The organism is Natrinema caseinilyticum, assembly GCF_024227435.1.
GTDB lineage: Archaea > Halobacteriota > Halobacteria > Halobacteriales > Natrialbaceae > Natrinema > Natrinema caseinilyticum.
Window position 1 is genome coordinate 2,647,667 of record NZ_CP100445.1, and the last position, 26,900, is coordinate 2,674,566.

General features: G+C 64.2%; 25 protein-coding genes, 1 tRNA gene and 1 pseudogene. 11 read left to right on the forward strand and 16 right to left on the reverse strand.

Going from position 1 to position 26,900, the window contains the following annotated elements; translation table 11 throughout:
- The first annotated feature begins 245 nt into the window (after window positions 1-245).
- Entirely contained in the window at window positions 246-587 is a 342-nt protein-coding gene (locus NJT13_RS12985) for a hypothetical protein (protein WP_254522054.1), read from the forward strand.
- A gap of 176 nt (window positions 588-763) precedes the next feature.
- Here the strand turns inward: NJT13_RS12985 and NJT13_RS12990 are convergent.
- Window positions 764-836: transfer RNA gene (locus NJT13_RS12990), tRNA-Pro, on the reverse strand.
- A 144-nt stretch (window positions 837-980) separates the two neighbouring features.
- Here NJT13_RS12990 and NJT13_RS12995 point away from each other — a divergent pair.
- Window positions 981-1,235 (forward strand): pro-sigmaK processing inhibitor BofA family protein, encoded by a 255-nt coding sequence (locus tag NJT13_RS12995; RefSeq protein ID WP_254522056.1) that lies wholly within the window; start codon window positions 981-983, stop codon window positions 1,233-1,235.
- A gap of 36 nt (window positions 1,236-1,271) precedes the next feature.
- Here NJT13_RS12995 and NJT13_RS13000 read toward each other — a convergent pair whose 3' ends face one another.
- Window positions 1,272-1,967, reverse strand: a complete 696-nt coding sequence (locus NJT13_RS13000) for a DUF7504 family protein (protein WP_254522058.1) — start codon at window positions 1,965-1,967, stop codon at window positions 1,272-1,274.
- Between the two features lie 149 nt (window positions 1,968-2,116).
- Complete coding sequence (locus tag NJT13_RS13005) at window positions 2,117-4,183, reverse strand: DEAD/DEAH box helicase (protein ID WP_254522059.1); 2,067 nt, start codon at window positions 4,181-4,183, stop codon at window positions 2,117-2,119.
- A gap of 294 nt (window positions 4,184-4,477) precedes the next feature.
- Here NJT13_RS13005 and NJT13_RS13010 point away from each other — a divergent pair.
- Window positions 4,478-6,858: pseudogene (locus tag NJT13_RS13010) on the forward strand (methyl-accepting chemotaxis protein).
- Between the two features lie 461 nt (window positions 6,859-7,319).
- On the forward strand, window positions 7,320-7,475 hold the full coding sequence (locus NJT13_RS13015; protein WP_254522060.1) for a hypothetical protein: 156 nt from the start codon (window positions 7,320-7,322) through the stop codon (window positions 7,473-7,475).
- Here NJT13_RS13015 and NJT13_RS13020 read toward each other — a convergent pair.
- From NJT13_RS13020 to NJT13_RS13050, 7 genes are all read right to left on the reverse strand, one after another.
- The gene (locus NJT13_RS13020; protein ID WP_254522061.1) at window positions 7,472-8,605 is read right to left on the reverse strand and encodes an ABC transporter substrate-binding protein; all 1,134 of its coding nucleotides are present in this window, start codon (window positions 8,603-8,605) and stop codon (window positions 7,472-7,474) included. The genes NJT13_RS13015 and NJT13_RS13020 overlap by 4 nt on opposite strands.
- Before the next feature lie 53 nt (window positions 8,606-8,658).
- A complete protein-coding gene (locus tag NJT13_RS13025) occupies window positions 8,659-9,516 on the reverse strand; it encodes an ABC transporter ATP-binding protein (protein WP_254522062.1) in 858 nt (285 codons plus the stop codon).
- Entirely contained in the window at window positions 9,516-10,625 is a 1,110-nt protein-coding gene (locus NJT13_RS13030; protein ID WP_254522063.1) for a FecCD family ABC transporter permease, read from the reverse strand. Before NJT13_RS13030 ends, NJT13_RS13025 begins: the two co-directional genes overlap by 1 nt.
- A gap of 117 nt (window positions 10,626-10,742) precedes the next feature.
- Entirely contained in the window at window positions 10,743-11,108 is a 366-nt protein-coding gene (locus NJT13_RS13035; RefSeq protein WP_254522064.1) for a cupin domain-containing protein, read from the reverse strand.
- A gap of 47 nt (window positions 11,109-11,155) precedes the next feature.
- Window positions 11,156-12,028: a hypothetical protein gene (locus tag NJT13_RS13040; RefSeq protein WP_254522065.1), complete on the reverse strand. Its 873-nt coding sequence runs from the start codon at window positions 12,026-12,028 to the stop codon at window positions 11,156-11,158.
- Between the two features lie 120 nt (window positions 12,029-12,148).
- Window positions 12,149-12,343 (reverse strand): cold-shock protein, encoded by a 195-nt coding sequence (locus NJT13_RS13045; RefSeq protein WP_005554588.1) that lies wholly within the window; start codon window positions 12,341-12,343, stop codon window positions 12,149-12,151.
- 111 nt (window positions 12,344-12,454) lie between these two features.
- On the reverse strand, window positions 12,455-12,673 hold the full coding sequence (locus NJT13_RS13050) for a hypothetical protein (protein ID WP_254522066.1): 219 nt from the start codon (window positions 12,671-12,673) through the stop codon (window positions 12,455-12,457).
- Between the two features lie 207 nt (window positions 12,674-12,880).
- Between NJT13_RS13050 and NJT13_RS13055 the strand changes: the two genes are divergently transcribed.
- The gene (locus tag NJT13_RS13055) at window positions 12,881-13,897 is read left to right on the forward strand and encodes an NADP-dependent oxidoreductase (RefSeq protein WP_254522067.1); all 1,017 of its coding nucleotides are present in this window, start codon (window positions 12,881-12,883) and stop codon (window positions 13,895-13,897) included.
- A gap of 60 nt (window positions 13,898-13,957) precedes the next feature.
- On the opposite strand, the gene NJT13_RS13060 is transcribed toward NJT13_RS13055, so the two are convergent.
- The 3 genes from NJT13_RS13060 to NJT13_RS13070 form a co-directional block, all read right to left on the reverse strand.
- Window positions 13,958-14,761, reverse strand: a complete 804-nt coding sequence (locus NJT13_RS13060) for an ABC transporter permease (RefSeq protein ID WP_254522068.1) — start codon at window positions 14,759-14,761, stop codon at window positions 13,958-13,960.
- A complete protein-coding gene (locus NJT13_RS13065; RefSeq protein ID WP_254522069.1) occupies window positions 14,761-15,777 on the reverse strand; it encodes an ABC transporter ATP-binding protein in 1,017 nt (338 codons plus the stop codon). Before NJT13_RS13065 ends, NJT13_RS13060 begins: the two co-directional genes overlap by 1 nt.
- Window positions 15,778-15,889: 112 nt before the next feature.
- On the reverse strand, window positions 15,890-17,122 hold the full coding sequence (locus NJT13_RS13070) for a CBS domain-containing protein (protein WP_254522070.1): 1,233 nt from the start codon (window positions 17,120-17,122) through the stop codon (window positions 15,890-15,892).
- A gap of 89 nt (window positions 17,123-17,211) precedes the next feature.
- Between NJT13_RS13070 and NJT13_RS13075 the strand changes: the two genes are divergently transcribed.
- The 3 genes from NJT13_RS13075 (at window position 17,212) to NJT13_RS13085 (ending at window position 19,185) form a co-directional block, all read left to right on the forward strand.
- Complete coding sequence (locus NJT13_RS13075) at window positions 17,212-17,598, forward strand: hypothetical protein (RefSeq protein ID WP_254522071.1); 387 nt, start codon at window positions 17,212-17,214, stop codon at window positions 17,596-17,598.
- Window positions 17,599-17,610: 12 nt separating this feature from the next.
- Window positions 17,611-18,141: a 50S ribosomal protein L16 gene (locus tag NJT13_RS13080; RefSeq protein ID WP_254522072.1), complete on the forward strand. Its 531-nt coding sequence runs from the start codon at window positions 17,611-17,613 to the stop codon at window positions 18,139-18,141.
- Window positions 18,142-18,312: 171 nt separating this feature from the next.
- The gene (locus NJT13_RS13085) at window positions 18,313-19,185 is read left to right on the forward strand and encodes an ATP-grasp domain-containing protein (protein ID WP_254522073.1); all 873 of its coding nucleotides are present in this window, start codon (window positions 18,313-18,315) and stop codon (window positions 19,183-19,185) included.
- Between the two features lie 30 nt (window positions 19,186-19,215).
- Here the strand turns inward: NJT13_RS13085 and NJT13_RS13090 are convergent, their stop codons facing one another.
- Both NJT13_RS13090 and NJT13_RS13095 read right to left on the reverse strand, forming a co-directional pair.
- Window positions 19,216-19,617, reverse strand: a complete 402-nt coding sequence (locus tag NJT13_RS13090) for an Hsp20/alpha crystallin family protein (protein WP_254522074.1) — start codon at window positions 19,615-19,617, stop codon at window positions 19,216-19,218.
- 94 nt (window positions 19,618-19,711) lie between these two features.
- Window positions 19,712-20,725: a type II glyceraldehyde-3-phosphate dehydrogenase gene (locus tag NJT13_RS13095; RefSeq protein WP_254522075.1), complete on the reverse strand. Its 1,014-nt coding sequence runs from the start codon at window positions 20,723-20,725 to the stop codon at window positions 19,712-19,714.
- 231 nt (window positions 20,726-20,956) lie between these two features.
- Here NJT13_RS13095 and NJT13_RS13100 point away from each other — a divergent pair, with 231 nt between their 5' ends.
- The 3 genes from NJT13_RS13100 to NJT13_RS13110 all read left to right on the forward strand — a co-directional run bounded on the left by NJT13_RS13100 (window position 20,957) and on the right by NJT13_RS13110 (window position 23,990).
- Window positions 20,957-21,910, forward strand: coding sequence for an aminopeptidase (locus NJT13_RS13100; RefSeq protein WP_254522076.1), 954 nt, complete (start codon window positions 20,957-20,959; stop codon window positions 21,908-21,910).
- 418 nt (window positions 21,911-22,328) lie between these two features.
- Window positions 22,329-22,982, forward strand: coding sequence for an HVO_0476 family zinc finger protein (locus NJT13_RS13105; RefSeq protein WP_254522077.1), 654 nt, complete (start codon window positions 22,329-22,331; stop codon window positions 22,980-22,982).
- 237 nt (window positions 22,983-23,219) lie between these two features.
- Window positions 23,220-23,990 carry a protein-L-isoaspartate O-methyltransferase family protein gene (locus NJT13_RS13110; protein ID WP_254522078.1) on the forward strand — a complete coding sequence of 257 codons (771 nt, stop codon included), beginning with the start codon at window positions 23,220-23,222 and terminating at the stop codon, window positions 23,988-23,990.
- A gap of 706 nt (window positions 23,991-24,696) precedes the next feature.
- On the opposite strand, the gene NJT13_RS13115 is transcribed toward NJT13_RS13110, so the two are convergent.
- Entirely contained in the window at window positions 24,697-26,865 is a 2,169-nt protein-coding gene (locus NJT13_RS13115) for a bacterio-opsin activator domain-containing protein (protein WP_254522079.1), read from the reverse strand.
- Between the last annotated feature and the right edge of the window lie 35 nt (window positions 26,866-26,900).

The following is a 26,900-nucleotide window of genomic DNA, read 5'->3' on the forward strand; positions in this document are numbered from 1 at the left end:
CTCCCCCCGGGCGGACTCTGGTTTCCATCGACGTTCCATAGTGACACTCGGCTTGGGCTGTCTCGCTTCGAGTTCGGCCATTCGATCGTTGATTTGCTGTTCAGTCGGTTCCCGCGGATTCGATAAGTACGTTCAGGGCTCTCAGTAGTGTGATGCCACAGTATCCCCTCGGGTACGACTCAAACGCCACTCTCGGCAAGATAGGTGCCGGCAATGGATACAGAAGGGCGTGGTGGCGACGGGTCGTGAAACCCGGACTCGAGGAACTCGACGAGGGCGTTCTCGTCACCCCACGGTGCGAACGGCTGTTTTCCACTCTTGCCGGCACGTCCCATCCACTGCTCGCGCTCGAGCGGTTCGTCTGGACAGACGTCGCGTTCCGGGTTCGCGACGTCCGCGTCACCCCATTCACCGGCAAATTCAGCGTGATCCGCGTCACTATCGCTCTTCTCATCTTCGACGTCTCTCCCGTCACGAATCGCTTCGAGATGATCGTCACAAACCGGGACGGGGTCTGTTGGGTTCGTGGCTTCACGGCTGCACCCGCTGTGCGTACACTGCCGGGCAGCGGGGACCGTCATGGCTGACACCTCCCGTCCTCAAGCGCGGGGCAGGGCTGTTCATCCCCGAGGATGTAGCACCCACAGAACTCGCAGACTGGTGGCTCGAGTTCGACGGTACGGCTCACCGCGACCACCCCGCGTTGCGGCGAGAGATGGCCGTAGCTGGTTTATAATCAGCCTGATTTCGCCTTATAAGAGGATGGGATCGCCCGGATTTGAACCGGGGTCACGGGCACCCAAGGCCCGAAGTATACCAAGCTAACCCACGATCCCGTACACCCGCTTCCGGCCCGACGCCATAAAGCATTTCGTTATCCTCGCGACCGACTCCGTCCGCGGGTTTCGCCCGTCGGGCGAGAACGGTGATCACCGGCTGCCGGCCGAACGGTTTTGACCGATGCCGTGATAGCGCTCGATATGACCGGTCTCGAGGTGCTCCTTTTGATCCTCGTCCTCGTCGTCGTACTGGGTGCGGCACGGATCGTGCAGACTGCCCGGCCGTTCATCGTCAACGCGGTGGCGGGGCTCGTGGTGTTGTACGTGGCACACGTCGTCTTCGGCGTCGCGGTGGCGGTGACGCCGATCGTGATCGCCGTCGTCGCGATCGGCGGCGTTCCGGGGTCGCTGCTCGTCGTTTTGCTGTCGCTGTTCGAAGTCGCGTTGGTCCTGTGAGGCGGGCGTTCGATACGCAACCTGTCGCGAGCGTCGTTACTTGCCGAAAACCTGTGCGATCTCCTCGTCTGTCGCCTCCGACCGCGCGTCCGGTTCGATGTCGATCGACGGCTCGTCTTCCCACTCGGCGAGGATGGAGGCGACCTCTTCGTCGGTCGCTTCGGGGAGTGACTCGTCGGCGGTATCGTCCGCGACCACGGCGTCGAAGATCGTTCCGAACGTCGACACGACGCGGTCCTCGTGGCGCGTCGGATCGAAGTGGAAGTGCGCGTACGCGTCGACGCTCGAGAGCCGGTTCGTGAGGACGTGTGCGAACTGGACGACTTCTTTGGGAGACGTGTGGCGGAGGAGGGTGTCGAGCGAGTCGAAACAGACCGAAATTTCCTCGTCGGATTCGGACCAGTGTTTACAGAAGCGGCTGATCGCGACGCCGATTTCGGAGAGGTCCGTCGGGTCGGTCACCGAGTCGGTGACGACCGTCCGGGAGTAGTCGGGCACCGAATCGCCGGCGTCGTCGGTCAGCACGTTCCCAATCGTCAGCTGCCCGAACGTGCCGTCGACTGCTGTCTCGTCCGGACAGTCGGGCTCTTCGTTCGCGAAGGTGACAGAGAGGCGGGCCGTCTCGACGTCGGTGTGGCAAAGCTCCGTGCAGGCGTCCGGCTCCGTTTGTTTCGGGTGGACGAGCAGGACGTTCGCCGGTGGATCGATGGCGGCTGGCGTAATCGGGTCCATAGTGACGGGTAGCGGGACTTCGTCCCCGTGTTGGACACTACTTGACTCCTCTCGTCCTTTATCGTTCCGGCCGTCGACACATCGATATGGCGCTTGCGGCCTCTCTGTGCCCGTTTAGTGGTAGTTACCGTTACGAATCGCTCGGTACATTATAACTCTTCGTCTCGGAGTTCGAGGTCCGCGACGAGTTCGTAGGGGTGGGCGTCCTTCCGGATGCCGTCGACGAGGGTGAACGCCTCGCCGGGTGCGAGGAAGTGCTCGGTGACGACCCGGCCGAGCGGCGTCGGTTCGAAGCCGTCGATGAAGTCGTACTGGAGTAGTTTTCCGATGGCGTGCTTGGTGGGGACGTCGCCGATCATTCGGTCGTTGAGCGCCTTCGCGGCTTTCCCGCCAACCGTGATGTTCGCGAGCGTCTCCTCGACGGCCGCGGCCTCGTCGTAGTGGGTCATCACCGACTCCATCTCGCCTTTGAGCAACGTGAACGCGACTTCGTCTTCCGTCATCTCCATCGAGTTGTGGTACGTACAGTCCGGTTCGACGAGAACGTACACCGTCCCGTCGTCGTGGTAGTCCGGCCGACCCGCTCGGCCCAGCATCTGGTGGAACTCCTGGACCGAGAGCCACTCGATGCCCATCGCCAGCGAGTCGAAGATGACCTGGGAGGCGGGAAAGTCGACACCCGCGGCCAGCGCGGCGGTCGTGACGACCGCCGATAGTTCCTGTTCGCCGAACTTGCGCTCGACTTCCTTCCGGCGTTTGTAGTCCAGGCCGGCGTGGTACGGCGCCGCGGAATAGTCGAGTTTCCGGCTGATCTCGTGACAGCGCCGCCGCGAGTTCGTGAAGATGATCGTCTGCCCGCGATACCCCTTCGAGGATTCGGTGTCGAACTCGCGTTTGACGAGTTTGTTCTCGACGCGGACTTTCTCTTGGCCGTCCGCGAAGGTGACGTGGCGTTCGATCGGAACCGGACGTTCCTCGAACTCGATGAGGGTCGACTCGAGCGCCCCGGCGAGCTGTTCGGGGTTGCCGACGGTCGCCGAGAGGGAGATCCACTGGGCGCCCTGATACTCGTCGCGTCGCGCCGCCCGCTGCTCGCACGTGTACTTGAGTCGCGAAATGAGTCCGTCGAGCCGGTGGCCGCGCTCGTCCTCTTTGAGCGTGTGAACCTCGTCGATGACGACGGTCCCGATGTCGCCCATGTCCTTGCCCGTCCGCAGCGCGTGATCGATCCCCTCGTAGGTCCCGACGATCACGTCGGCGTTCGGATCGAACTGGTTCCCGTTGTCGGCGATCCGACTCGCGCCGACGCGGATTGAGACGTCGACGAGGTGGCCGTATTCGTCTTGGAAATCTTCGTACTTCTGGTTTGCGAGCGCCACCAGCGGGACGAGAAAGAGCATCGTCCCCTTTCCGTTCAGGACGCGGTTGATACCGGCCATCTCGCCGACGAGCGTCTTTCCGGTCGCCGTCGCCGAGACGACGAGTTGGTCCTCACCGTCGAACAATCCGTTCTCGACCGAGAGGCTCTGGACCGGGAGCAAGGTATCGAACCGATCCTCGAGCAGGTTCTGGAGCCCGGGATGGAGGGACAGCGAGTCGGTCCTGACGGGATCGACCTCGTCGACGGTCGCCGAGATGGTATCGAACTTCGTCAGGTCGGGATCGAGGCGGCCTTTCAACAGGTTGACGATGCGTTGCAAGTCCTGTACCTCGAGCATGAGGTCCTCGAGACGGTCTTTCGCAGCGCCGGTCACCTCGCCGCCGCCGGTAAAGGAGAGCTGTCGCTCGAGTTCCTGTCGGGCGCAGTCCTTGCAGATCCAGTCGGTGTCGTCTTTGACGGCCGTTTCGGTGGTGATCGGCGAGTACCGGCCCGCGGAGGCGCAGTATCGGCACGTCCGGACGGCTTTCGCCTTGTCCTCGAGCTGGTAGCCCGCGAACATCTCCGTGAGTTCCCGGCGTGCGTCCGCCGAGGTTTGTTCGGAGATGCGGATCCGCTCGGCTCGGCGGGCGAGTTCGACGAACTCGTCGGGCTGGCGTGGCTCCTCGCTCGAGCCGTCTTTGATTCGGAACTTCGCGGGGCGGGGTCCGGCAGAGGTTTCCGACAGTCCGAGCTTGGCACGGAAGAGACGCTGTCCGTCGCGTTCGACGACGACGAGGTAGTCGTCACCGGTCTCGTGACAGAAGATCGTTTCGACCTGCGGAACCTGCTTCGACACGCGCGAGTGTATGCGGGGACGGTATTTCAGCGGTTCGGACTGGGTCGGCCGGCAGCGCCCTCCCTCGTTCCGTCCTCGGAACGTTTTCTGCCGGCTTGGACGACCCGCTCGTGCCGTCGTCTGGGGTGTTGACCGGTCGTCGTCCGGGGGCTGCTCGTGCTGTCGCGCGTCTCGGTTTCCTCGGGGCTGCTGTGACCGAGCCGGCCCCAGTTGTCGCAGATCCTGTATGTGGTCTATAGCCGTACGTAACACTCTTAGCGACTTACATATCGGCGCGGTCGAATTCCACGCTCGATGGATCTCAATCCGTGGGAGGCTCTTCCGGGCATTCGTCGCAGCTATGCACTCCGGTTCGGTTCCGCGCTCGCCGTCGTCTTTCTCGTCGTCGGGGTGTTCGGCGGTACATATACGCGCAGACGGGCACCGAACTCCGGTCCGACGTCGAGGCTCAACTCGTCAGCGACGCACAGAAGGACGCGAACCGGCTCGATATCTGGTTTCGATCGACCGAACGGTATCTCGAAACGCTTCCCCGCTCGGTCGCGTTTCGCAACGACGATCGAGTCGCGATCACCGATGCGTTACACCGGATGAACGATCGGGTTGCATTCGAGGGTGCGTACTACGTCGACGCGGAGACGGACGAGGTGTACGCGACTGCCGGGACGAACGCGGTCATCGACGACGACGATCGATTCAGCGACACGCTCGCTGCACAGCTCTCGAACGCGAGTGATGACGGTTCGCAGGTCGTCTTCTCCGAGCCGTTCGAGACCGGCGACGGTCGACCCGCCATGCTCGCCGTCAGCCACGTGCCGGGCGATTCCGATCACGTCGTCGTCCTCGACCGGAGCGGCAGCGTCGTCCTCGCTGAGGATCGATCGCTGCTCCTTCGGGACGACGTTTTCGATCCGGCGGCCCTCGCGGCGGACGACGGAACGACGACGCTCGCGTCCGACGACGAAACCGGATCGGACGACACCGTCGTCGGGTTCGCGTCGCTCGAGAACGAGGGCTGGACGCTGACGTCCCGCGTTCCGGCGTCCCAGGTCTATTCGATCCAATCGGATATTTCACGGCAGATCCTCGCGATGCTCGCCGTCGTCTTCGGCAGTCTCGTCTTGCTCGGCGCCTCTATCGGTCGGAGTACGGCGAGTTCGCTTCGGGACCTCTCCGAGCGGGCGGCCGCCATCGAAAACGGCGACCTCGAGGGCTCCCTCGAGTCGAGCCGGTCCGACGAACTGGGCGACCTCTATCGGTCGATCGACAGGATGCGTCGGTCACTTCGCGAGCGCATCGCCGAGACCGAGGCGGCGCGAACCGACGCCGAACGGGCCCGCTCCGAGTCGGAACGGTTCTCCAGTCACCTCGTGCGGACGGCCGACGAATACGGCGAGACGATGCGCGCCTGCGCCGACGGCGATCTCACGCGGCGACTCGAGCCGGACGGAGAGAGCGAGGCGATGGAGACGGTTGCGGCGGCGTTCAACGCGATGATGGACGACATAGAGGCGACGGTGGCCGCGACGCGGGCCTTCGCCGACGCGGTCGACGAGGCCGCCGAGTCGACGGCTGACGGCGTCGTCGGGGTCCGATCGGCCTCCGAACAGGTGACGACGTCCGTACAGCAGATCGCAGACGGTGCCGAGCGACAGAGCGATCAGCTCGGGGCCATCAGCGACGAAATCGACGAACTCTCGACGACGACCGAGGAGATCGCCGCCACCTCGTCGGAGGTCGCCATCCTCGCGGAACGGACCGCGGCGACGAGTACGAACGCCCGCCGTGCGGCCCAGCGTGCGATCGCCGGAATGAACGCGATCGAGGGCGAAGCGACCGACGCCGTCTCGGAAGTCGATCGGCTCGAAGGCGAGATCGAGGCGATCGACGAACTCCTCGAGTTCATCGGCGAGATGTCGGCCCAGACGAACATGTTGGCGCTCAACGCGAGCATCGAGGCCGCACGCTCGAGTTCCGAGGACGCGCAATTCAGCGCCGTCGCGGACCAGGTCAAGTCGCTCGCCTCGGATACCCAGGAGGCGGCCACGGACATCGAGGATCGGCTCGATCGGGTTCGTCGCCAGACCGAACAGGTCGCGGCCGTGGTCCGAGAGACCAACGATCGAATCGTGGACAACCGCAGTGCGGTCGAGACGACCGTCGACGCGCTCGAGGAGATCTCGACGTTCGCCGAGGAGACTAACGACGGTGTCCAGGAGATTTCTGCGGCGACCCAACAGCAGGCCGGGGCGACACAGGAGGTCGTGATGATGACCGAGGACGTCACGGCGATCAGCGAAGAGACCAGCGCCGAGGCCGAGACGGTCGCCGCCGCCGCCGAAGAGCAGACGTCGTCGCTCGTCGCGGTGTCACACACTGCGACCTCGTTGTCCGAGCGGGCGCGGGAACTCTCCGATGCGCTCTCGTCGTTCGAGGTCTCGGTCGAGCCGTCGGGTCCGAGTGGAATCGAACCCGTGACGATCGGCGGGGTCCGCGAACTCCCCGCGACCGACGATTACGTCGACGAGACGGCCGGTCCCGACGACGACGCGGTCCGCGTCAGCGACGATGCGACTGATGGCGACGACGCGGTCGACGCCAGCGACGATGCGACCACCCCGGAAGGCGGATCGGCCGCGGCCGCTCGAGAGTTCGACTGGACCAGCCCCGAGTAATCGCCGTCCGATGCCCTCGCCGCGAGACACTCGCTGATTTCTCGTCGGTGGTTCGCAGTCGTCCGCGTCCGTTCGACACGGGTGCCCCCTCTCAGCGTCCGGTCTCACCGCTCGAGATGACCGGGGGCGACGACGGTCGCGACGGCGGAACTCGACAGGTTACGAGACGACCCGGAACCGTTCGTCGTCGAGCGCGCACGCGCCGCAACCGGTTCGCGACGGGCGCGACGGGCGACCGTGAACCCCGACGGGGTCGGGACCGTCGAAGGGATTCGCGGGCCCACGGACGATGTCCTCGAGCAGGTCACGCCACCTGACGGGGCGTGTCCGCAGCGTGGGCTCGCTCCCCGAGCAGGGCCCTCCGACGTGTCCGCAGTACGAGGCGCCGTCCCGATCGAATCATAGTTTTAGGCCATCCAAAAAATCGAAACGCCTATTATTGTTTAGGCGAGCCTAAAAACATGCAATTCGATCCTGTGAACGCCCAGAGTCCCACGCGTCGCGAGTACGTGACGTACGGCGGGACAGCAGTAGTCGGCTCAGTACTCGCGGGCTGTACGGATAACGGGACCTCCGAACGATCGCCGGCCGACGGTTCGGTCTTCGCCATCGCTTAGAGGGTGCCGTTGACGATGTCGCCGACCCGCTGTCGGTCGTAGAGCGCTTTCTCGACGCCGTAGACCTGTTTGGCCGCTCGTTCGGTGACGACGAGGTTCGTGATCGGTCCCTGGTAGAGCGGACCGCCGCGGTACACGTCGCCGTTTTCGACGGCGGTCAGCTTGCTGGCGACGCTGTCGGATTCCATCTGCGAGACGACGGCCTCCTGGAACTCCGACGCGCTCTTCGCTTCCTGCCCGCGGAAGAGGATGATGTCGGGATCGATCTCGAGTAGCGTCTCGTAGCCGACCGAACCGCGGGTGCTGTGGAAGTCGCGGACGTCCGTTTCGGCGAACGCGTCGACGACCTCGAGGTCGCGCCACTGCTTGAAACTCGTCCCCTCGCCGATCAGGTACGGGGAGAACGAGCCCATGTCGTCCGCGGTCGCCCACATGATGGCGACGGTCGGGCGCTGTCCCTCCGGCGGGACGATGTCGGCGACGTTCGACTGGAGGTCCTCGTGGACTTTCTCGAAGGCGTCGTACCGTTCCTGCTCCTGAAACACCTGTGATAGCTTCTCGAACGCCTCCAGCAACGTCAGATACTCGTAGTCGTGCCACTCGTAGCCGGTCGAAAAGATACTGTTGCCGAAGAAGGGCGTTCCGGTGGCCTCGATTCGATCGATGTCGTCCCGGTCCCAGTCGTCGGTCCGTCCGATGATGAAGTTCGGATCGTTGACGAACACGTCCACGTCTTCGCTCAGCGTCAGGAACTCTTCCGCGGTCAGTTCGTCGCCCCACAGCGACTTCGTATCGCTCTCGTCGACGCTCACGTCGGGGATATCGTCGTAGTACTGCGTGTGATAGCGTCCGGTGAGGTAGACGGCCGCCGGCGGCTCCTGGCCGAGTGCGATCCCCATGTCGGCCCAGCTGCCGTTGTTGGCGGCCCACGTTTCCGGGACGCCGTCGAATTCGACCTCGCCGACCGGCGGCATCGAGACCGTATACGGGCCACCGTTCGAGGAGTCGCTGCCGTTTCCGCCGTTTCCGCTGTCTCCGTCGCCGATGCAGCCGGCCATGGCACCCATGCCGGCGATCGCTCCGCTCGTCCGAAGCACGGTTCGTCTCGACAACAGCCGTTGGTCGCTCATGAGTTTTAGGCCAGCTTAAAAGTATTAAACACTTCCGGAATCGGCCGATTCACTCACCGATCCGGAAGGGAACGCCGCGGCAAAACCTGAAGTTCAGGGTCGTATTCGACCGACGCCTCGACACCGAAGACGTCGGCGAGCAACTGTTCGGTCACGACCTCTTCGGGCGGCCCCCAGTCGTAGAGTTCGCCGTCGCACATCGCGATCAGGTAATCCGCGAAGCGGGCCGCCTGGGAAATATCGTGGAGGATGACCGCCACGGTAACCCCTTTCTGCACGTTGAGCTGTCGAATCGTTTCGAGGACGCGGAACTGATGGTGGACGTCCAGAAACGTCGTCGGCTCGTCGAGCAGGAGGACGTCCGTATCCTGTGCGAGTACCATCGCGATCCAGGCCAGTTGCTTCTGCCCGCCGCTCAGCTGTCCGAGTTCCGCGTTCCGCAGGTGTTCGATACCCGCCAGCTCGAGCGCGCGGTCGACCGCCTCGCGGTCCCCGTCGTCCACGCTGTCGAAGAACCCCCGGTGGGGGTACCGACCGTGGTAGACGAGGTCCTCCACGGTGATCGACCCGAGCGAGTCGTTCTCCTGGGAGAGAATCCCCAGTTCGCGCGCCAGTTCCTTTCGACCGAACGAGTCGAGGTCCTCCCCGTGGATCCGGACCGTTCCGGCATCGGGCTCGAGGTGGTTCGAGAGCGCCTTCAACAGCGTACTCTTGCCGCAGCCGTTCGGACCGACGAGGGCGGTCACCGCCTCCGCGGGAACGTCGAGGCGCGCACACTCGACGATCGGTTCCTCGCTCGTCGGGTAACTCAACTCGAGGTCGTCGCCTACGAGCGCGCTCTCGACGGCGACGCCGTCCTCGTCGGTTATGCGATCCGGTTCTCCGTTCGCGTCGTGCCGTGTGCGTGCCATTATAGCTCACCCATCGTTTGCTGCGTGCGCATCAGGTAGAGGAAGTAGGGGCCCCCGACCAGTCCGGTGACGACACCGACCGGCAGTTGGACGCCGGGCAACGCGAGGCGCGCGCCGACGTCCGCGACGACCATCAGCGCGGGCCCCGCGAAGAGACAGCCGACGATCAGCCGTCGGTAGTCGCCGCCGACGGTGTTCCGGACGATGTGCGGGACGACGAGGCCGAAGAAGCTGACGATGCCGGCGACGGCGATCGCGACGCTCGCGGCCAGGATGGCGACGACCGAGAGGAGAAACCGAGTCCGTTCGACGCGCATTCCGAGCGATCGGGCGGTCCGTTCGCCGAGCATCAAGACGTTCAGCTGTCGCGCTCCGCCGATCGCGATCGCGATCGAGAACAGCGCCGGCAGGAGTGCGATCCTGACCTGGTCCCAGCGGGTCCCCGTGAGCGATCCCGTCAGCCAGGCGATCGCGGTCTGGACGACGCCGATGTCGTCCGCGAAGAAGAACAGCCCCTGCTGGAGCGACTGGAAGACCATGTTGACGATGACCCCGGCGAGGACGAGACGGACGGGACTCGTCCCGCCCTTCCAGGCGATCGTGTAGACGATGAGAAATGCCACCGCGCCCCCCACGGTCGCGATCAGCGGGAGCAACTGTGAGAGCCCGCTGAAGACGATCAGCGTCGCCAGGACGGCGAATCCCGCGCCGGAGCTAACGCCCAGCACGAACGGACTCGCCAACTCGTTGCGCGTCACGGCCTGGAAGATCGCACCGGAGATCGAAAGCGTGGCACCGGCAATGATTCCGACCAGTACTCGCGGCAGTCGGAGCTCCCAGACGACGATGCTCCCGGTGCTCATCTCCGGCGTTTCCGTCCCGAGCAGGAACGACGACCACGCGTCGAGGTTGAAGACGACTGCGGGGTTGAAGACCGCGTGCCAGGTTTCGACGACCGTCATCGAATACTCGCCGAAACTCATCTGGACGAGTCCGGCGACGACGGTAACGATCGTACTCGCCAGACAAAAGAGGACGAGGGTTCCCGTAACCCATCCCTCCCGCTCTCGAGCGGCTGAGCGTCCTCCGACCGACGTCACGTCTCCCATTGCTTTTAGGAGCGCCTAAAAGACGTTTAGTCGTTGCGATTTAGGGGCGCCTAAAAGGTCGTGCGTCGTCCGCTCGGAAAGCAGCCCACGCCCAGTTCGAGTACCCGCTCGTGACGTTCACTCGAGCAGCTCGATTTCGTCGTTCCCGTTCGGGACGGCGCAGATGAACGCGCCCGGTTCGTCGCCTTCGTTTCGGTACCAGTGGACCGTTCCGGCCGGAATGAGAAGCGAGTCGCCCGCCTCGACGTCGTGTTCCTCGTCGCCGATTCCGACCGTGTACTCGCCCGCGAGGACGTACTGTTCGTGTTCGACGTCGTTCGTGTGTTTCGGCACCTCGCCGCCGGCCGCGAGGACGAACCGCCGGATCGCGAAGTTCGGCGCGCCGTGATCGTCGGCGATCAGAACGCCTTTCTCGAGGCCGTCGGCGGCCTCGACCGGTTCGTATTCGATCTCGTCGTCGCGTCGGACCAGTGGCTCCGTCATGGTCTCCAGTCGGTCGCGGATCCACAAAACGATCCGGGTCGACGGCGTCACGGTTCTGGAGCGGCCAGCGCGAGGAACCCGACCCCGAAGCAGCCGGCCAACAGGGCGACGTAGGAGAGGATTACGCGCGCGTCGCCCCCGCGCTCGAATCCGAGGACCGCAGCGCCGACCGCACCGACGAGCGCGCCGACGCCGAAGACGACGAGGAGGACGCGTTCGATCCGGCTCTGTCGGCTCGTCGGCTGCGTCCCCCGTGTGGCGGCCTCGAGCAGCGGTCTCGCTTCCTCGTAGACGTCTCGGGGCATCGAGACGTACCCCGGTGCCGTCACCCCTCGCGTCTTGGTTGCGTACGAGAGACGGAGAACGACGGTCCCCGTCCCGGGTAGGCGGTGGACGCCGACGGCCGCGAGTTCCTCGAGACCGAACGACTGGTCGTTCACGCGAACCGTTCCCGCCTCGGGATCGATCTCGCCCCAAGAGGTCACCAGCTGCGTGCCGATCGACGTCCCGGCCAGGATCGAGAGGAACAGTGCGAGCAGCGCCACCGGAGACACCGCGCCGGAGCCAACGATCGTGACTGCACCGGCGAGGACGCTCACCGCTGCGGGGAGCGGGCGGAGCCGATCGTAACCGGCACGGTCCGTCCACGTCCGTATCGAGGAGCGAGCCGTATCGTCGTCGACCAGTGGGAGCACGTAGAGCAACGAGAACGGCCCGCCGATCAGCAAGAACAAGACGAGTAGTGCGAGTTGTCCGTACGCACCGTCTACGGCGGTGAGACCGAGTGCCGCGACTACGAGTACGATCACGAGTAGCGTTATCCCGCCGACGAAACCGACCTGCAGGTACAGACAGCACCGACCCACCGTCGATGCCGACGCGCGGCGCGACCACGTGACTGCGTCGGGACGATCCGTCATTATCTCGCATACGTGTCACTGCTGAATAACTGTATTCTCGGCGGACTCCGCGCTCACCGGCGCGACCGCTGGGCGGTGTAAAATACTGCAGTCAAGTGCCGATACCGTATCGAATTCGCCTTACAGGCGCTCGACGTTCGTCGCGCGCGGGCCCTTGGGGGCCTGCTCGATGTCGAACTCGAGTTCCTGTCCTTCTTCCAGGTCCGGGCCGCCGATGTCTTCCATGTGGAAGAACACGTCGTCGTCCGCGTCCTCAGTCTCGATGAATCCGTAGCCGCCAGTGTCGTTGAAGAAATCAACGGTTCCTTTCGCCATTGCTTCTAAAGAGAACGGCCCCTCACCCATAAACCCTCCGAATCGACACATCTGCCGAATTGGCCAGTATGTGGGACTATACGTCCGGTTTTCGAGTTATTGTCTAATTCCTTAGGTACGATCTCCGTCCTCGAGTCGCTGGACGGAGATGGAAATGAAGTACACCAGGATGAACACCAAAAATCCACCCGAGAGTCCGACGAGTTCTATCGTCCCGACGCCCTCGGGATTGATCACGGCGACGGCCACCATGCCGAGGACGAACACCGCGACCATGAATCCCCCGACGGCGTAGTAAAACCCGATATCGGACTCGAGGTACTCGCGCATTGCTGTCCGATGCCTTTCGTTCCGAACCGCAAAACGCTATCGACACGGGTCTGTGTGATCCTGTGGTGGGACTCGTATCGCCCCCGACGCGCCGTCTATCGCATCGTCGATCGGACTGCGAATACCGGTCCCACAGGAACTCTCCTCTTGGATTTCGAGAGGTTCCGCGAGCCCAACATTGATTTATGGATAGGAGTATAGAAAAGTATGGCAGAAACGAGGCAGTGGCAACTCGCAAGCCGCCCCGTCGGTGAACCGACCATGGAAAACTTCGAACTCGTCACCGTCGACCGGCCCGAACCCGGTCACGACGAAGTTCTCGTCGAGACGCTGTATCAGTCGGTCGACCCCTACATGCGCGGACGAATGCGCGATGCCGAATCCTACGCCGAACCGTGGGACGTCGGCGACCCGATGAAAGCCGGCGTCGTCGGCGAAGTCGTAGCGTCGAACGCCGACGAGTTCGAGGCTGGCGACGTCGTGACCGGCGACCTCCTCTGGGCGGAACACGCGGTCGCCGACGCGGACGAACTCCAGAGAGTGAATCCGGACCTCGGTCCGATTTCGACCGCCCTCGGCGTTCTCGGCATGCCCGGCGTGACCGCCTACTGGGGCCTGCTGGACGTCGGCGATCCAAACCCCGGCGACACCGTCGTCGTCTCGGCGGCCGCGGGTGCCGTCGGTTCCGTCGTCGGCCAGCTCGCCCGAATCAACGGCACGCGCGTGGTCGGTACCGCCGGCAGCGAGGAGAAAGTCGACTGGCTCACGGACGAACTGGGCTTCGACGCGGCGATCAACTACAAGCAAACGGACGACCTCTCCACCGCGGTCGCCGAGGCCTGCCCCGACGGCGTCGACGTCTACTTCGACAACGTCGGCGGCCCCATCACCGACGCCGTCTGGCCGCAGCTGAACGACTTCGCGCGGGTCGCGGTCTGCGGTCAGATCGCGCTGTACAACGCGACCGAGGTGCCGACCGGCCCCCGAAAGCTCGCCCAGCTCATCCAGACTCGAGCGAAAGTCGAGGGGCTCCTCGTCAGCGACTACCAGGACCGCTGGGGCGAGGCGCTTCAGCGACTCTCCCGGTTCGTTCGCGAGGACGAAATCCGCTACCGCGAGAACGTCGTCGACGGCTTCGAGAACGCACCGGACGCGTTCCTCGGGCTGTTCGAAGGCGAAAACATCGGCAAGCAACTGGTCAAGGTCTCCGAGCGAGAGGCGTAACCAGCACGACGCCTTCGACGTGGTATCGGATTCGATACGGACGGTCAGTCCGTCAGTCCGTCAGTCCGTCAGTCCGTATCCGGTCTTGAACAGGTAGACGTCGACCGCCAGAACGAGTGCGCACCCGAGCGCGAGCACCCCGAGCGAGACGACCGGTGCGAAGTCGGCGTAGGGGGCCGGTAAGATGCCGACCGCGATCAGATCGGAGTGGCCGAGCAGTCCGTACCTGACGCTGTCGACCATGTAGACCATCGGGTTCACCAGGGACAGGTTCACCTGCCACGCCTGATCGAACGTCTCGAGCGAGTAGAAGACGGCGCCGAAGAACACCAGCGGCCGGAGGATGAACTGATTCATCACCGTCAGGTCGTCGAAATCTCGAGCGACGAGGCCGCCGATGATGCCGAGTCCGGCGAACAGCGCCGTGATGACGATCATCGTGACGACGAGATACAGTCCGTGTTCCATACTGATCGGAACGAACAGCCGCCCGATGATCGCGATGATGACGCCGACGATCAGTCCCCGTACCGCACTGGCACCGACGTACGCGACGACCATCTCGACGTACGAGAGCGGCGAGGTGAGCGTCTCGTGGATGTACTCGTTCCACCTGCCGTGGAAGATCGAGAACGAGGCGTTCTCGAAGGCGTTCGAAATCGCGCCCAGCACGACGAGCCCGGGCACGATAAAGAGGATGTAGTCGTACCCCGCGATCTGATCGATCCGGTTGCCGAGGATGACCCCGAAGACGGCGAAATAGAGGACGTTCGTGATCGCCGGCGGCATGAACGTGTTCTTTGGCCGGCGGACGAACCGCAATACCTCGCGTCGGAAGAGCGCGCGGAACCCGACCGAGAGCATCAGGCCACCCCTTCCTGTTTTCGCTTTCGCTTCCGTTCCCGGTCCGCGTCCGGTTCGTCGCCGTCGCTCCCGGCCTCCGCTTCGGACCGGGTGACGGTCCGGTCGTCGCGCTCGGTCAGGTCGACGAAGATCTCCTCGAGCGAGGTCCGAGCGATCTCGAGGTCGACGATCTCGTAGCCCCTCGCCTCGAGATCGTTGAGCAGTCGCGGTGCGGTCGAACCACCGTCGTCGACGCGGACCTCGAGGCGGTCGCCGGCGACCGTCGTTTCGTGGGCGTACCCCCCGAGATCGGGGGCGCTGGCGGGAGCCGACTCGAGCGCGACGGCGATGGTGTCGGTGCCGCGCCCTTTCAGTTCGTCCGGCGTCGCGACGGTTACCTTCCGACCCTCGTTCACGATCGCCACCCGATCGCAGAGGCGTTCGGCCTCCTCGATGTAGTGGGTCGTCAGCAGGATCGTCGTTCCCTCGTCGTTGAGTTCGGTGACGAGTTCCCAGAGGTCGTGTCGCAGTTGGACGTCCACGCCCGCGGTCGGTTCGTCCAGGATCAGCAGATCCGGGTCCGTTACCAGCGCTCGAGCGAGCAACAGCCGCCGTTTCATGCCGCCGGAGAGCCAATCGAAGCGCTCGTTTCGCTTGTCGTAGATGCCCACCCGTTTGAGAACCTCGTCGGCCCGCTCGGCGGCCTCGTCCTCGGGGATACCGTGGTAGCCGGCCTTATGTTGCAACACTTCGCGTATCGGAAAGAACCGGTCGACGTTAAACTCCTGCGGGGCGAGACCGATCGAATCGCGGGCCTGCCGGTAGTCGGTCTCCACGTCGTAGCCGAAGACCCGCGCCTCGCCGCCGGTTTTGCGGACCAGTCCGACCAGCGTGTTGATGAACGTCGTCTTGCCCGCCCCGTTGGGCCCGAGCAGGCCGAAAAATTCGCCCTGGTCGACGCTCAACGACAGTCCCTGCAGAGCGCGTAGATCGCCGTACTCCTTTACGAGGTCGACGGTCTCGATGGCCGGTTGCATCGGCCCAGCCTCGGCCCCGGTCGCGGTTAAGAATATTGGTATCGGAAGGTGAAACGGGCGTTTCGCCCGGGAGCATCGCTTCGGATGCGACGTCCTCGATGCGGCCTCGCGGTCAGTTCGCGGTCTTCGGGCGGCTCGAGGGGGTCACCGAACCGCTTTGCTGGACGATGTCGAGGGCGGTCATGACGTCGCTCCGCGAGATCAGTCCCACGAGATCCCCGTCTTCGTCCCGCGTCGGTTGCTCGTCGTCGCCCGATCGGCCGGCGAACCGGTCTCCCTGGTCGACGACGAGCAACCGACCGATCCCGTGTTCTTGCATCCGTTCGATCGCGGTCATCGCGTCCGAATCGGACGTGATCGTCTGCAGATCGGACGTCATCACGTCGGCGACGGTGTAGGCGTCGCGTTCCACCGGCTGGACCTCGCGGGCGTCGGAGAGCGTCACGAGGCCGACGAGTCGCTCGCCCTCGAACGCACCGCCGTCGACGACCGGATAGCCGGTGTGCCGTTCGCTGAACATCCGTCGTATTAGCTCCGCCACCGACGTCTCCGGTTCGACGGTGTGCAGTTCGTCCGCGGGAGTCATGATGTCGCCGACGGTGACGTCCTGAAAGGCGGCTTTCATCGTCACCTGTTGGGCCTCGCTCGAGGCGGCGATGAAGACGAAGAAGGCGACGCCGATGAGGATGATATTCCCCGAAAAGAGGCCCATCAGGCCCATGAAGACGGCGAACAGCTTCCCGACGCTGGCGGCCTGCTGGGTCGCCTTCGCGTAGGGTTTGCTGCGAGCGAGCAGCGCTCGGAGTACCCGCCCACCGTCCATCGGAAACGCCGGAAGCATGTTGAAGACGGCGAGTGCGACGTTCAGAATGGCGAGATAGCCGAGGACGAACCGCACGCCGTCGAGAGAGACGGGGGTGACGGAGAACAGCGCGTACGAGCCGATGCCGACCAGCACGCTGACGATCGGCCCCGCGATCGCGATATTGAGTTCCTGGCGCCAATCCTCGGGCATTTCGGTGAACGCGGCGATTCCGCCGAACAGCCAGAGCGTGATCGAGTCGATCGGAAATCCGTACCGCCGGGCGGTCAACGAGTGACCGAGTTCGTGGAGGACGACGCCGACGAACAGACCGACCGCTGCAGCCAGCCCCAGTAACCACGGGGTCGACCCACCGGTGACGGCGGCCACCTCGATTCCCGCATCGAGCACGTCGTTCAGGATCTCCGAAACCTCCCCGATCTCCGCTCCGATGAGATACGCGAACAGCGGGAGGACGAGCAAGAACGTGAGATCGAGCTTGATCGGAATGCCGAACAGCGAGCCGATCCGAAAACTCCTCATACCGTCTACTTTCGGCGGCGGAACCTTAAGCACGCCGCCGGTTCCCGGTATTTTGCGCCCCTTCGCCTCGTCGAACGTGGTCTCTTCGCATGCTCCGTCGCGAGGACCGCGACCGCTTTCTGAGCGTGCTCGCATCGCTCTCGAGTCAGGGGCTGATCGAACGGACCGACACGGCGACATCGAGTACGTCCTCGCGAATCGAAGCCGACGGCGCCGCCGCATCTCTCACAGCGATCACGCGCTCGCTTCGGTACGCGCTCGATCCGGCCGTCACTCCTGGCACGCGCTCGCTCCGGCACCCGACCGATCGCCTGCGTCGTTCGTTCGGCCCGCCACATCGCACCCACGACCGAACGCGATGGCCAGTCGGTCTTGATGGAGACCCAGTTCGCTCGAGAGAACACGCCGGCGTTCTCAAACCGGCGGACGCGGCGCTTCGAAGCCTTTATCCGCGCGGTGGGCCTGCGTTTTCGTAAGTAATCACAACCATGTCCGACAAACCCGCCTCCATGTATCGGGAAATCAGTAAACCGGCGTACACTCGCCGCGAGTACATTACTGGCATCCCGGGATCGAAGATCGCACAGCACAAGATGGGCGACGTCAAGGCAGACCCCGACGACTACCCCGTCCAGATCAGCCTCGTCACCGAAGAAGAAGTCCAGATCCGCCACGGCTCGCTCGAGGCCTCGCGCCTGTCCGCGAACCGTCACATGCTGAAAAACGCGGGGGAGGGCAACTACAAGATGATCCTGCGAAAGTTCCCCCACCACGTTATTCGGGAGAACAAACAGGCGACGGGCGCGGGGGCGGACCGTGTGTCCGACGGGATGCGTCAGGCCTTCGGGAAGATCGTCGGCACCGCCGCCCGCATCGACGCGGGCGAGCGGATCTTCACCATCTGGTGTGACGTCGACGACGCCGACTTCGCCAAGGACGCGCTCCGGCGCGCGTACAACAAGATTTCGCCGCCGTGTCGCGTCGTCGTCGAGAAGGGCGAAGAAGAACTCATCGCGTAAACGGTCGTTCGCTCGCGGGTCGGTAGCGGGTACTGTCCTTCCCTCGAGTCGTGCGCGCCCTCGAGCCGTGCGTCTCGAGCAACTGCGAGAGACGCACTTCCGGCAACCGCGTCCGATTCCGAAATCGCCGTCTCGAGCACCTTTTTGCCCCTCTGTTCCCGACTACCGCGTATGATCGATCTCGCGGTCGCGAACGATCAGGAGACGTTCGAGCGGATGCGAGAGCCGCTGGCCGAACGCGGAATCCGAGTTCATCACGTGCCCGTGCGCGAGCGAACGGTCGCCCTCCGAGATCCGCCCTGGGAGCCCGACGCGTACGACGTCGGCTTCGTGTACCCGGGCCGACTGATGGAGGGTGGAGTCGCCGATGCACTGCTCGCGGTCCCGTGGCTCAACGACCACGAGGCAGTGTTGACCTCGCGGAACAAAGCCGGTGTGCTGGCACGACTCGACCGCGCGTCGCTTCCGGTTCCCGACTCCGTGTACGTCTCGAACGACGTGTCCGAAGCCGAACTGACGGCGGTTTTCGATCGGTTCGATCCCCCGGTCGTGGTCAAACCGAACTCGACGACCCGCGGCGTCGGCGTCGCGAAGGCGCACGATCTGGACTCGTTTCTGGGGATCTGTGACTACCTCTCGCTGGTCCACGATTACCGGGCGACGGGCGACCGGTCGTTTCTGGTCCAGGAATACCTCCCGAACGCGACCGACTACCGCGTGATGGTACTCGACGGAGCGTACGTCGGGGCGGTCGAGCGGCGACTCCCCGACGAGGCGGTCCGTGAGGGGCAGTGGAAACACAACGTTCACCGCGGCGCCGTGGCGACCGGGGTCGATCTCCCCGATCCGTGGCGCGACCTCGCCGAGTCGGTGGCCGACGAACTCGAGGTTCCGTTCCTCGGCGTGGATCTGCTCGCAACCGACGACAAACTGGTGGTCAACGAGACGAACGCTCGACCGACGATCGACGAAGAAACGAAGTACGAACCGAAATTTTACGACCGACTCGCGGCTACGATACGGGGCGTTGCCGATCGACGGTGAAACCGAGCGTATTCGACCGCGACTGATCGATCACTCGAGACTGATGTCCGAGGACTGCTCGGCGGGGTCGAAGACGACTTCGAGGACGCCGTTGTTGTAGGTCGCGGCGGCGGTGTGTTCGTTGACGCGGGTCGGCAGCGAGACGCGCTCGTCGTACTGGCGGTGTTCGCTCTCCGCGGAGATTGTCAGCGTCTTACCGTCGCATTCGAGTTCGATGTTGTCCTTCTCGACGCCCGGGAGGTCGGCGACGACGCGGACCTCGTCGCTGGTTTCGTGGATGTCGACGTGCGTGTCCATTCCGAACCCGCTGTCGACGGTGCTCGAGGAGTCGAAATCGACGTTCGTATCCGGTCCGTTCATCATCTCGTTCATCATCCGCTCGATTTCGCGAAACAGGTCGTCGAAAGGTTCGTCGCGGTCGTCTCGTCGCATGAGGCCACCTAGGGTGTCCGCTGGCAAAAACTTTCTGTCGTCGCTATAGGAACGACCGATCGGCTGCGAGCCGGTCTGACGGTCTGTCGCGATCCTAGAGGCCGATTCCGAGCGTCTCGTCGGTCGTCTCGATACTCTCTTCGGCGTCGGCGCCGCCGGTCACCGCGCGGATCGCGTCGATGTTCTCCGGCACGACGTCCGACTCCTGGTGGATTCCCTGGAACAGGTAGAGGTCGGTGTCGACGGTGGAGATGGATTCCTCCCAGATGCAGTTCTCCCAGAGGTCGCCGCGCGGTCGGCCCACGTCCAGCGCGTACTCTTTGAGTTTGCCGCTGCCGTCGATGGTCATGCGCTCGGGGATGAGGAACAGGCGCGACTCCGCCGCGAACAGTTCGCGGACGTCCGCTGCGTCGACGTCGGCCTCGAGCGTGACGTTCAGGCTGTGCATGTGCATCTGCGTCGCGGGCACCTTCATCCCGAGGGTGTCGATGTCGAGGTCGGGAAAGATGGTCTCGACGTCGGGACCGTGGTGAGACGGAACCGTCACCGGGTCCGGGAGGATGTCGTTGATCGGGCCGCGATCGGTTTGACCGGGGTCGCCGCCGCGACGGACGAGCGTCGCGCGGACCTTCTCGACGCCGTAGGCTTCCTGCAGCGGTGCGATAACCCGCGAGAGGCCGGTCGTGTTACAGGAGACGACGCGGACGTGATCGGCGTCGACTGCGTTTTCGAAGTTCGAGCGCGCGTTGAAACTCACGTCGGCGATTTCGGCGTCCTCGCCGCCCTGGTAGAGCGCGGGCGTATCGTACTCCTCGTAGAGGTCCTTGTTTTGGGCGCCGATTCCCGACGGCGTCGCGTCGACGACGACGTCCGCTGCGTCCACGAGATCCTCGACGGGGCCGGCGATCTCGAGGCCGGCCTCGTCGAACTGATCGGCCCGCTCTTCGACGGCCGCATAGAGCGGAAACCCCTTCTCGATCGCTGTTTCGGCCTCGAAGTTCGGCCGCGTCTTCGCGACGCCCAGCACTTCCATATCGGGTTGCCGTCGGACGGCGTCCGCGACGCGTTTACCGATCGTGCCGTAGCCGTTAATGGCGACCTGTTGCATGTACTCGCAGTGATCCACCGAGCGGGATAATCGTTTCGAGGTCTCTCAGGCGATTTTTACTCGTATCGGAGTTTTCGATCGCTCTCGAGGCCGATCTCGACACTCGTTGACACCACCCGTTCGATCCGGTTCGCTCTCCACGGCCGATACGAGCGCGGCCCGAATTTGAGCGCGGGGCGTCGAGCCGACTCGAAGACAAGACATATCGGCTCGCTCACCGCACGGCCACGTATGCCAGGACTGCGAGCTGCGGCGGAGACGGCCGTCCATCAGTGTCTGAGCCTCGAGCCAGGAGAGTCGTGTGCGATCGTCACCGACGACGAGCGTGAACCGATCGGAACGGCGCTGTACGAGGTGGCGAGCGAGAGTACCGACGATGCGGTTATCGTTCGGTATCCACCGGGCGAGACTCACGGCGGCGAACCGCCAGCACCCGTTGCGGCGGCGATGGCCGGCGCCGACGTAGTGCTCGCGCCGACGACGAAGAGCCTGAGTCACACCCGCGCCCGGACCGAGGCCAACGAGGCCGGGGCGCGGGTCGCGACGCTTCCGGGGATCACCGAAGACGTCTTCACGACGGGACTCGACGCCGATTACGACTCGATCGCGGCGACGTGCGATGCGGTCCGCGAGCAGGTCGCCGGAGCCGATGAAATCCGCGTCACGACCGATTCCGGAACGGACATCACGTTCGGTGTCGGCGACCGGGAGTGGCTCTCGGATACCGGTATCGTCCACGAGCCGGGTTCGATGTCCAACTTGCCGGCCGGCGAGGTGTTTATCAGCCCGGCGACCGCCGACGGGACGTTCGTCGTCGACGGAACGATGATGCCCCACGGTCTGCTCGAGGACGGCCGGACCCTCTCTTTCGAGGTCGAAGACGGCTTCGTCACCCGAATCTCCGACGACGAAATTCGCCAGGAAGTCGCGGACGCAGCCGAGGCGGTCGGCGACGCGGCGTACAACCTGGCCGAACTCGGTATCGGGACGAACGTCGCAGTCACCGACCTCGTCGGGTCGGTTCTGCTGGACGAGAAAGCCGGGGGGACCGTCCACATCGCGATCGGCGACGACGCGGGAATCGGCGGTGAGACGGACGCGCCGATCCACCTCGACGGGATTATCCGTGAGCCGACGGTCTTCGCCGACGACACCCCGATCGACCTTCCCGTGTCGGACGACTGAATCGTCATGGCGTCGGCCGATTTCGTGTCGCCGATTCGGGTGCCGCGACAGCGCTCGGATCGAATTGGGACCGCCGGAGCCGCCACGCTCCCGAACACCACGACGTGTCGGGAAAATCGAACTCTCCGACGTCCGTTACGCGGTCGAGGGAACTGCTTCGGAGTGCACGTGGGGCGCGCGATGCCGGCAGGAACGTATAGTAGCCGTCGAAAGTCCATGTACGCCCCGATCGCGTGTTCGCGGCCAGCGAGCCTTCGCTGGCCGCCTCGCTGCGAGCGGTGAGTGAATCGTTTCGACGGCTACTATACTTCTCAGGGCGGATCGAAGACCGTCGGGACAGGTCCCGTCTGTCGACGCGATTCGGCGGAACGAGGTCGGGTTCAATCTCCTTTTAGGTACGTAGTACGTATCGTGGCCTATGAACGAGACACCGGATCGGGTTCCAGCGCCCTGTCCCTCCTGCTCGCCGGACCTCGAGACGGTCCACGAGGTACTGACGGCGGGCGGCGGGAACTTGACCGTTCGATGCAGCGAGTGCGGTCACGTCCACAAGATTCAGCCCGACACCGAACGCGAGGTGACCCTCGACGTCGTCGTCTCCCAGGGTGGCGAGTCCTTCACGGCGAACGTCACGACCCCGGAAGACGAATCGATCGAGGTCGGCGACGAGTTCATCCTCGAGACCGAGGCGGTCCTCTCGACCGTTCGCGTCACGAGCGTCGAACTCGACGGCCAGCGCCGTGTCGACTCGGCCCCCGTAGACGAAATCGAGACCGTCTGGACCCGCGAGGTCGATAACGTGGCCGTCAACGTCACCGTCCATCCACAGGACGGCTCGCGAGACGACAGCCGAAGCATCACCGTCCACGTTCCCGGCGACTACGAGTTCGAGGTCGGCGCGGTCGAGTCGTTCGGCGACGAGGAGTTCGAAATCGACGCCTTCGTCGTCCGGGACGACGCCGCGGGGTACGAACGTGACCGCTTCGAACTCGAGGGCGACGTCGCCTTCGCGAAGGACATAAAGCGGGTGTACGCCTACGACGAGCAGAGCACCGCCTGGTCCGCCTGGTGACGGGCCGCGCGTGACCCCCACCGGACCGCGGTGGTAGCCACCCGTTCCGTGTCCGTCACCTTTTCAGTATCTGATAGACCTTCGATAGCCGTCGCGACTGGCCACCGCCGCTTGTCGTCGCCGTTCGCTGCTCGCTCGAGCGGGCCGAACGCGCCGGTTTCTTACGGATCGCGTGGGTCGGTCGCCGGCCAACTCCGCAAGCGCGCCATTGATAACTGCCGGTGCGATAGCTGGCGTATGGACCCCGCGGTACTGCGAGAGGACATGGTCGACGGCCTCGAGGCCGCCCCCAAAAACGTCCTCGTCGACGAAAACGTGGCCGTCGCGATGCGGGACGTCCCCCGCCACGCGTTCGTCGATGACGAGCGAACGGCCTACGCGGACCGCGAACACGAGGCACTCGGTACTCGCGTCCTCGCACCACGGACGGCCGCTCGGTTGCTCCAGGCGCTCGCCCTCGACGACGACGAGACCGTCCTGATCGTCGGCGTCGGCGTCGGCTACACGGCCGCCGTCGCCGCCGAACTCGTCGGTGAGACTAACGTTCACGCCGTCGATATCTCCAGGCCGCTGGTCGTCCGAGCGCGTGGCAATCTCGCCGAAGCCGGCTACGATGGCGTTCTCGTCGACTGTCGCGACGGCGCGAACGGATTTCCCGAGTACGCGCCGTTCGACCGGATCCTCCTCGAGGCGGCAACCGTCGACCCGCCTCGTGCGCTACTCGCGCAATTAGCCGACGGTGGCCGGTTGGTCTTTCCCCGCGGGACCCGGAACCAACGGCTCGAGGCCATCTCGGCCGACGGTGAGCGTGACCAGTTCGACGCCGTTTCGTTCGATCCGCTGCTGGTCGACGGCGAGCAGTCGGGGGCCGTCGAACGGAATCGAATGGAACGGGAAGACCGCGAACGAGCGCAGCGACGGGCGGAATCTCACCGCGGCTGGGAACAACACTGGATCGAATGGGACGAGACGAGCGACACGCAGTCACAGCGAAGTCGCTCGCGATAGCGGTCGTGTAGTGGTTCGGTTCCGGATTGAAGCGTCGAGAGACGCGTGGTCGCGACGGTTACTCGCCCACCGACCGACTCCGCGGGCGGTCACCGTCGCGGTCATCCAGCCGCGATAGCTCGCTGACAGTAGTCCCCGTCTCTGGAAGAGGGTAACCGAATCTGGGACTTTCGAACGACTCCGCGGCATCCGCTTTGCATTTCTGTGAAGTACGGAAAGGGGGATGGGGGGATGAGGGGATGGGGGGATGGGGTGGCGACAGTCTATCTCAGATCGCCATCTATCTGTACGGGCCGCGGATGGTTAACTATGGTTTACAATCATTTAGTGATTTGTTGAAAACCACTCTATTTAATTAGCAACCGGATCGGACCAATCGCCCCGGAGTCGCTGATTGCACCCCCGATTGCCTCTCGTCGACGAAGATTCCGTCGCTGACTGAGACTGCGACTCGAGAGCAATCGTCTACGACGACGGCTTCGTTCGTCGAGGACTACTTTCGGCGCTTGGCAGAGAATCGTCTCGACGGATCGATCGTCGGGCGAGCTGACGAACGGGTTTCTCTGTTGCCAGTGGATTCCAGGAAAGGGGGGTGGGGGGATTGGGGGTGGCGACAGTCTATCTCAGATCGCCATCTACTCGTACGAACGGATAGTGATTAAGTATAGCTTCTAACTGTATGTGTGGTTACCTGGAACGACTCTAATTAATTAAATTCTCTGTCGAAGGCCAGTGTCACGAGTTTTCGCTCGGCCGCCCGGAGGTGATAGTGATACGTCGGCGCCGACACGTCGAGCGCGTCCGCGAGATCCTCCCCCGTGGTCTCCCGCGGCCATTCGAAGAACCCGCTGTAGTGGGCCGCCTGCAGTGCTTCGAACTGCTTGTCGGTGAGCTTCTCGGCGAGATAGGTATCGAGCTGCCGTGCAGACCGCGTGCGCGTCGTCTCCCGTTTGGCGACCAGGTCCGTTTCTGGATACTCTTCCCTGATCGCTTCGACCAACGATCGCGTTTCGACCCGCTGTGGGACCTCGAGAACGATCCTCGACGTGCCGCTCTCGGCCGTCGCCATCCGCATCTGCACGTCGTACGTCCGCAGGACGTCGAGAAACGGCGTCGATACCACCGTCAGCTCGAACAGCGTTTCTTCGTCCCCTTCCGAAACCACCGAGAGCGTCTCGATCGTCGCCCACGACGCCTCGAGCGACGCGAGGTCTGCCGTCGCCGGTGCGCTGACGAACAGCACGATTCCCTCCTCGCCGCGGTCCACGACGCCCTCGAGCGTTATCTGCTCGGTTCCGGGAAGCTGCTTCGAGAGTCGATTGAGCAGTAGCCGCGAATCCCCGACGGCGAGTTCGAGTTCGAGCCGGCTGTCCGTGACCATCGCTCGCGTCCGCTCGACCGATCGGATCGCGTGGCCGATCGTCTCCCCGAGTTCCGCAAGCACCTCGCGCTCCCCCTCGCCCATCGAATCGGCCCCCGAGACGTGGACTACCAGCACGCCGTACCGGCGCTCGTCGGCGATCAACGGCACACCGAGCACCGTCTGATAGCCGTAGGTCAACGCTTCTTTGCGCCGCGTTTGCCACTTCTCGTCCTCGAGAACGTCCCGAACCAGCCCGACCGTTCCCGTGTCGAGGACGTCGCCGACTAGCGAAACCTCCGGCGCACTGGATCCATCCCCGCGGATCCTGTCGATGTAGGCCGCGTCGACTCCGGCCCACGCGGTCGGCGCCGGCGGATCGTCGTCGCTCGCGGCGATCCAGGCGAAGCGATAGCGGTCCGTCCCGGCCAGGCGTTCGCACACCGTCTCCTCGATCGCGTCGCGAGTCGACGCCTGCGCGACGCCGTGATTGATCTCTCGAACGATCTCGTTCGTGTGGTTGAGGCGGGTCAACTCCTCGTTCTGTCGTGTGAGCGTCCGGTCGTGATCGCGAAGCAACTGCTCGCGTTCGGCCCGATCCAGCGCGGCTTCGGTGTTGGCCGCCAGAATGTGTAACAGTTCCGTCATCGTCTCGTCGAACCCGTCTACGTCTCCGGTTCCGGCGACCAGTACGCCGTGGGTCCCGAGCGGGACGATTAGTTCACTCCGACTCGCCGTCGTCGCCGCTTCGACGCCATCGGCGGCTTCGCCGTCCGCTCGAGGGGCCCCTCCTCCCTCGCTGTCCTCGCGCGTCACGTCCTCGTAGTAGGCGCTTTCTCCTTCCGAAAAGACCTCCCAGACGAGGCCCTCTCCCCGATCGAACGTCATCTCCGGATCGGCCCGATCCGGGGACTGGCGCGTCGATGCGGCATGCTCGAGCACGCCGGCCGTCGGCTCGAACGCGTAGGCCGCCGCGACCGCCACGTCGAGAATCTCGCCGGCCGTTTCGACCGCCGACCGATAGATTTCGTCTTTGGTCTCCCCTCTCATCAGGTCCCGCGTGGTCTCGTGTAGCGTAGTCAGCGTCCGCTCGTAGCGCCGCTCGCTCTCTCGAAGCTCCGTCTCCGTCCGATACTGGGAGACGGCGTTCGTGATCTGGTTCGCCAGCAGCGCGTACTGCTCCTTCCCCGACCCCTTCTGGAGATACTGCGTCACGCCGGCCGCGATCGCCTCACTGGCGATCTCTTCCGAGCCGCGTCCCGTAAACAGGATAAACGGGAAATCGGGATCGTCCGCTCGGATCGTCTCGAGTAACTCCAGGCCCGACATCTCCGGCATCTCGTAATCGCTGACGATACAATCGACTTCCCGACGCTCGAGTTCCTCGAGCGCTTGCGCGCCGTCCGTCGCCGACACGGTGACGATCGATTCGCGCTCGCGCTCTAACATCTCACCGGCGAGGTCGGCGAAATCGGGTTCGTTGTCGACGACGAGTACTGTTATCGGTTGTGACATTGTCCGCTGAACCGGCGAGCGACTGTTCTGGCGAC

Excerpts from the sequence above, each read along its gene's own strand:
- NJT13_RS12995 (WP_254522056.1), top strand. The coding sequence starts at position 981 with ATGACCGGTCTCGAGGTGCTCCTTTTGATCCTCGTCCTCGTCGTCGTA.
- NJT13_RS13000 (WP_254522058.1), bottom strand. The coding sequence starts at position 1,967 with ATGGACCCGATTACGCCAGCCGCCATCGATCCACCGGCGAACGTCCTG.
- NJT13_RS13015 (WP_254522060.1), top strand. The coding sequence starts at position 7,320 with ATGCAATTCGATCCTGTGAACGCCCAGAGTCCCACGCGTCGCGAGTAC.
- NJT13_RS13020 (WP_254522061.1), bottom strand. The coding sequence starts at position 8,605 with ATGAGCGACCAACGGCTGTTGTCGAGACGAACCGTGCTTCGGACGAGC.
- NJT13_RS13025 (WP_254522062.1), bottom strand. The coding sequence starts at position 9,516 with ATGGCACGCACACGGCACGACGCGAACGGAGAACCGGATCGCATAACC.
- NJT13_RS13030 (WP_254522063.1), bottom strand. The coding sequence starts at position 10,625 with ATGGGAGACGTGACGTCGGTCGGAGGACGCTCAGCCGCTCGAGAGCGG.
- NJT13_RS13035 (WP_254522064.1), bottom strand. The coding sequence starts at position 11,108 with ATGACGGAGCCACTGGTCCGACGCGACGACGAGATCGAATACGAACCG.
- NJT13_RS13040 (WP_254522065.1), bottom strand. The coding sequence starts at position 12,028 with ATGACGGATCGTCCCGACGCAGTCACGTGGTCGCGCCGCGCGTCGGCA.
- NJT13_RS13045 (WP_005554588.1), bottom strand. The coding sequence starts at position 12,343 with ATGGCGAAAGGAACCGTTGATTTCTTCAACGACACTGGCGGCTACGGA.
- NJT13_RS13050 (WP_254522066.1), bottom strand. The coding sequence starts at position 12,673 with ATGCGCGAGTACCTCGAGTCCGATATCGGGTTTTACTACGCCGTCGGG.
- NJT13_RS13055 (WP_254522067.1), top strand. The coding sequence starts at position 12,881 with ATGGCAGAAACGAGGCAGTGGCAACTCGCAAGCCGCCCCGTCGGTGAA.
- NJT13_RS13060 (WP_254522068.1), bottom strand. The coding sequence starts at position 14,761 with ATGCTCTCGGTCGGGTTCCGCGCGCTCTTCCGACGCGAGGTATTGCGG.
- NJT13_RS13065 (WP_254522069.1), bottom strand. The coding sequence starts at position 15,777 with ATGCAACCGGCCATCGAGACCGTCGACCTCGTAAAGGAGTACGGCGAT.
- NJT13_RS13070 (WP_254522070.1), bottom strand. The coding sequence starts at position 17,122 with ATGAGGAGTTTTCGGATCGGCTCGCTGTTCGGCATTCCGATCAAGCTC.
- NJT13_RS13075 (WP_254522071.1), top strand. The coding sequence starts at position 17,212 with ATGCTCCGTCGCGAGGACCGCGACCGCTTTCTGAGCGTGCTCGCATCG.
- NJT13_RS13080 (WP_254522072.1), top strand. The coding sequence starts at position 17,611 with ATGTCCGACAAACCCGCCTCCATGTATCGGGAAATCAGTAAACCGGCG.
- NJT13_RS13085 (WP_254522073.1), top strand. The coding sequence starts at position 18,313 with ATGATCGATCTCGCGGTCGCGAACGATCAGGAGACGTTCGAGCGGATG.
- NJT13_RS13090 (WP_254522074.1), bottom strand. The coding sequence starts at position 19,617 with ATGCGACGAGACGACCGCGACGAACCTTTCGACGACCTGTTTCGCGAA.
- NJT13_RS13095 (WP_254522075.1), bottom strand. The coding sequence starts at position 20,725 with ATGCAACAGGTCGCCATTAACGGCTACGGCACGATCGGTAAACGCGTC.
- NJT13_RS13100 (WP_254522076.1), top strand. The coding sequence starts at position 20,957 with ATGCCAGGACTGCGAGCTGCGGCGGAGACGGCCGTCCATCAGTGTCTG.
- NJT13_RS13105 (WP_254522077.1), top strand. The coding sequence starts at position 22,329 with ATGAACGAGACACCGGATCGGGTTCCAGCGCCCTGTCCCTCCTGCTCG.
- NJT13_RS13110 (WP_254522078.1), top strand. The coding sequence starts at position 23,220 with ATGGACCCCGCGGTACTGCGAGAGGACATGGTCGACGGCCTCGAGGCC.
- NJT13_RS13115 (WP_254522079.1), bottom strand. The coding sequence starts at position 26,865 with ATGTCACAACCGATAACAGTACTCGTCGTCGACAACGAACCCGATTTC.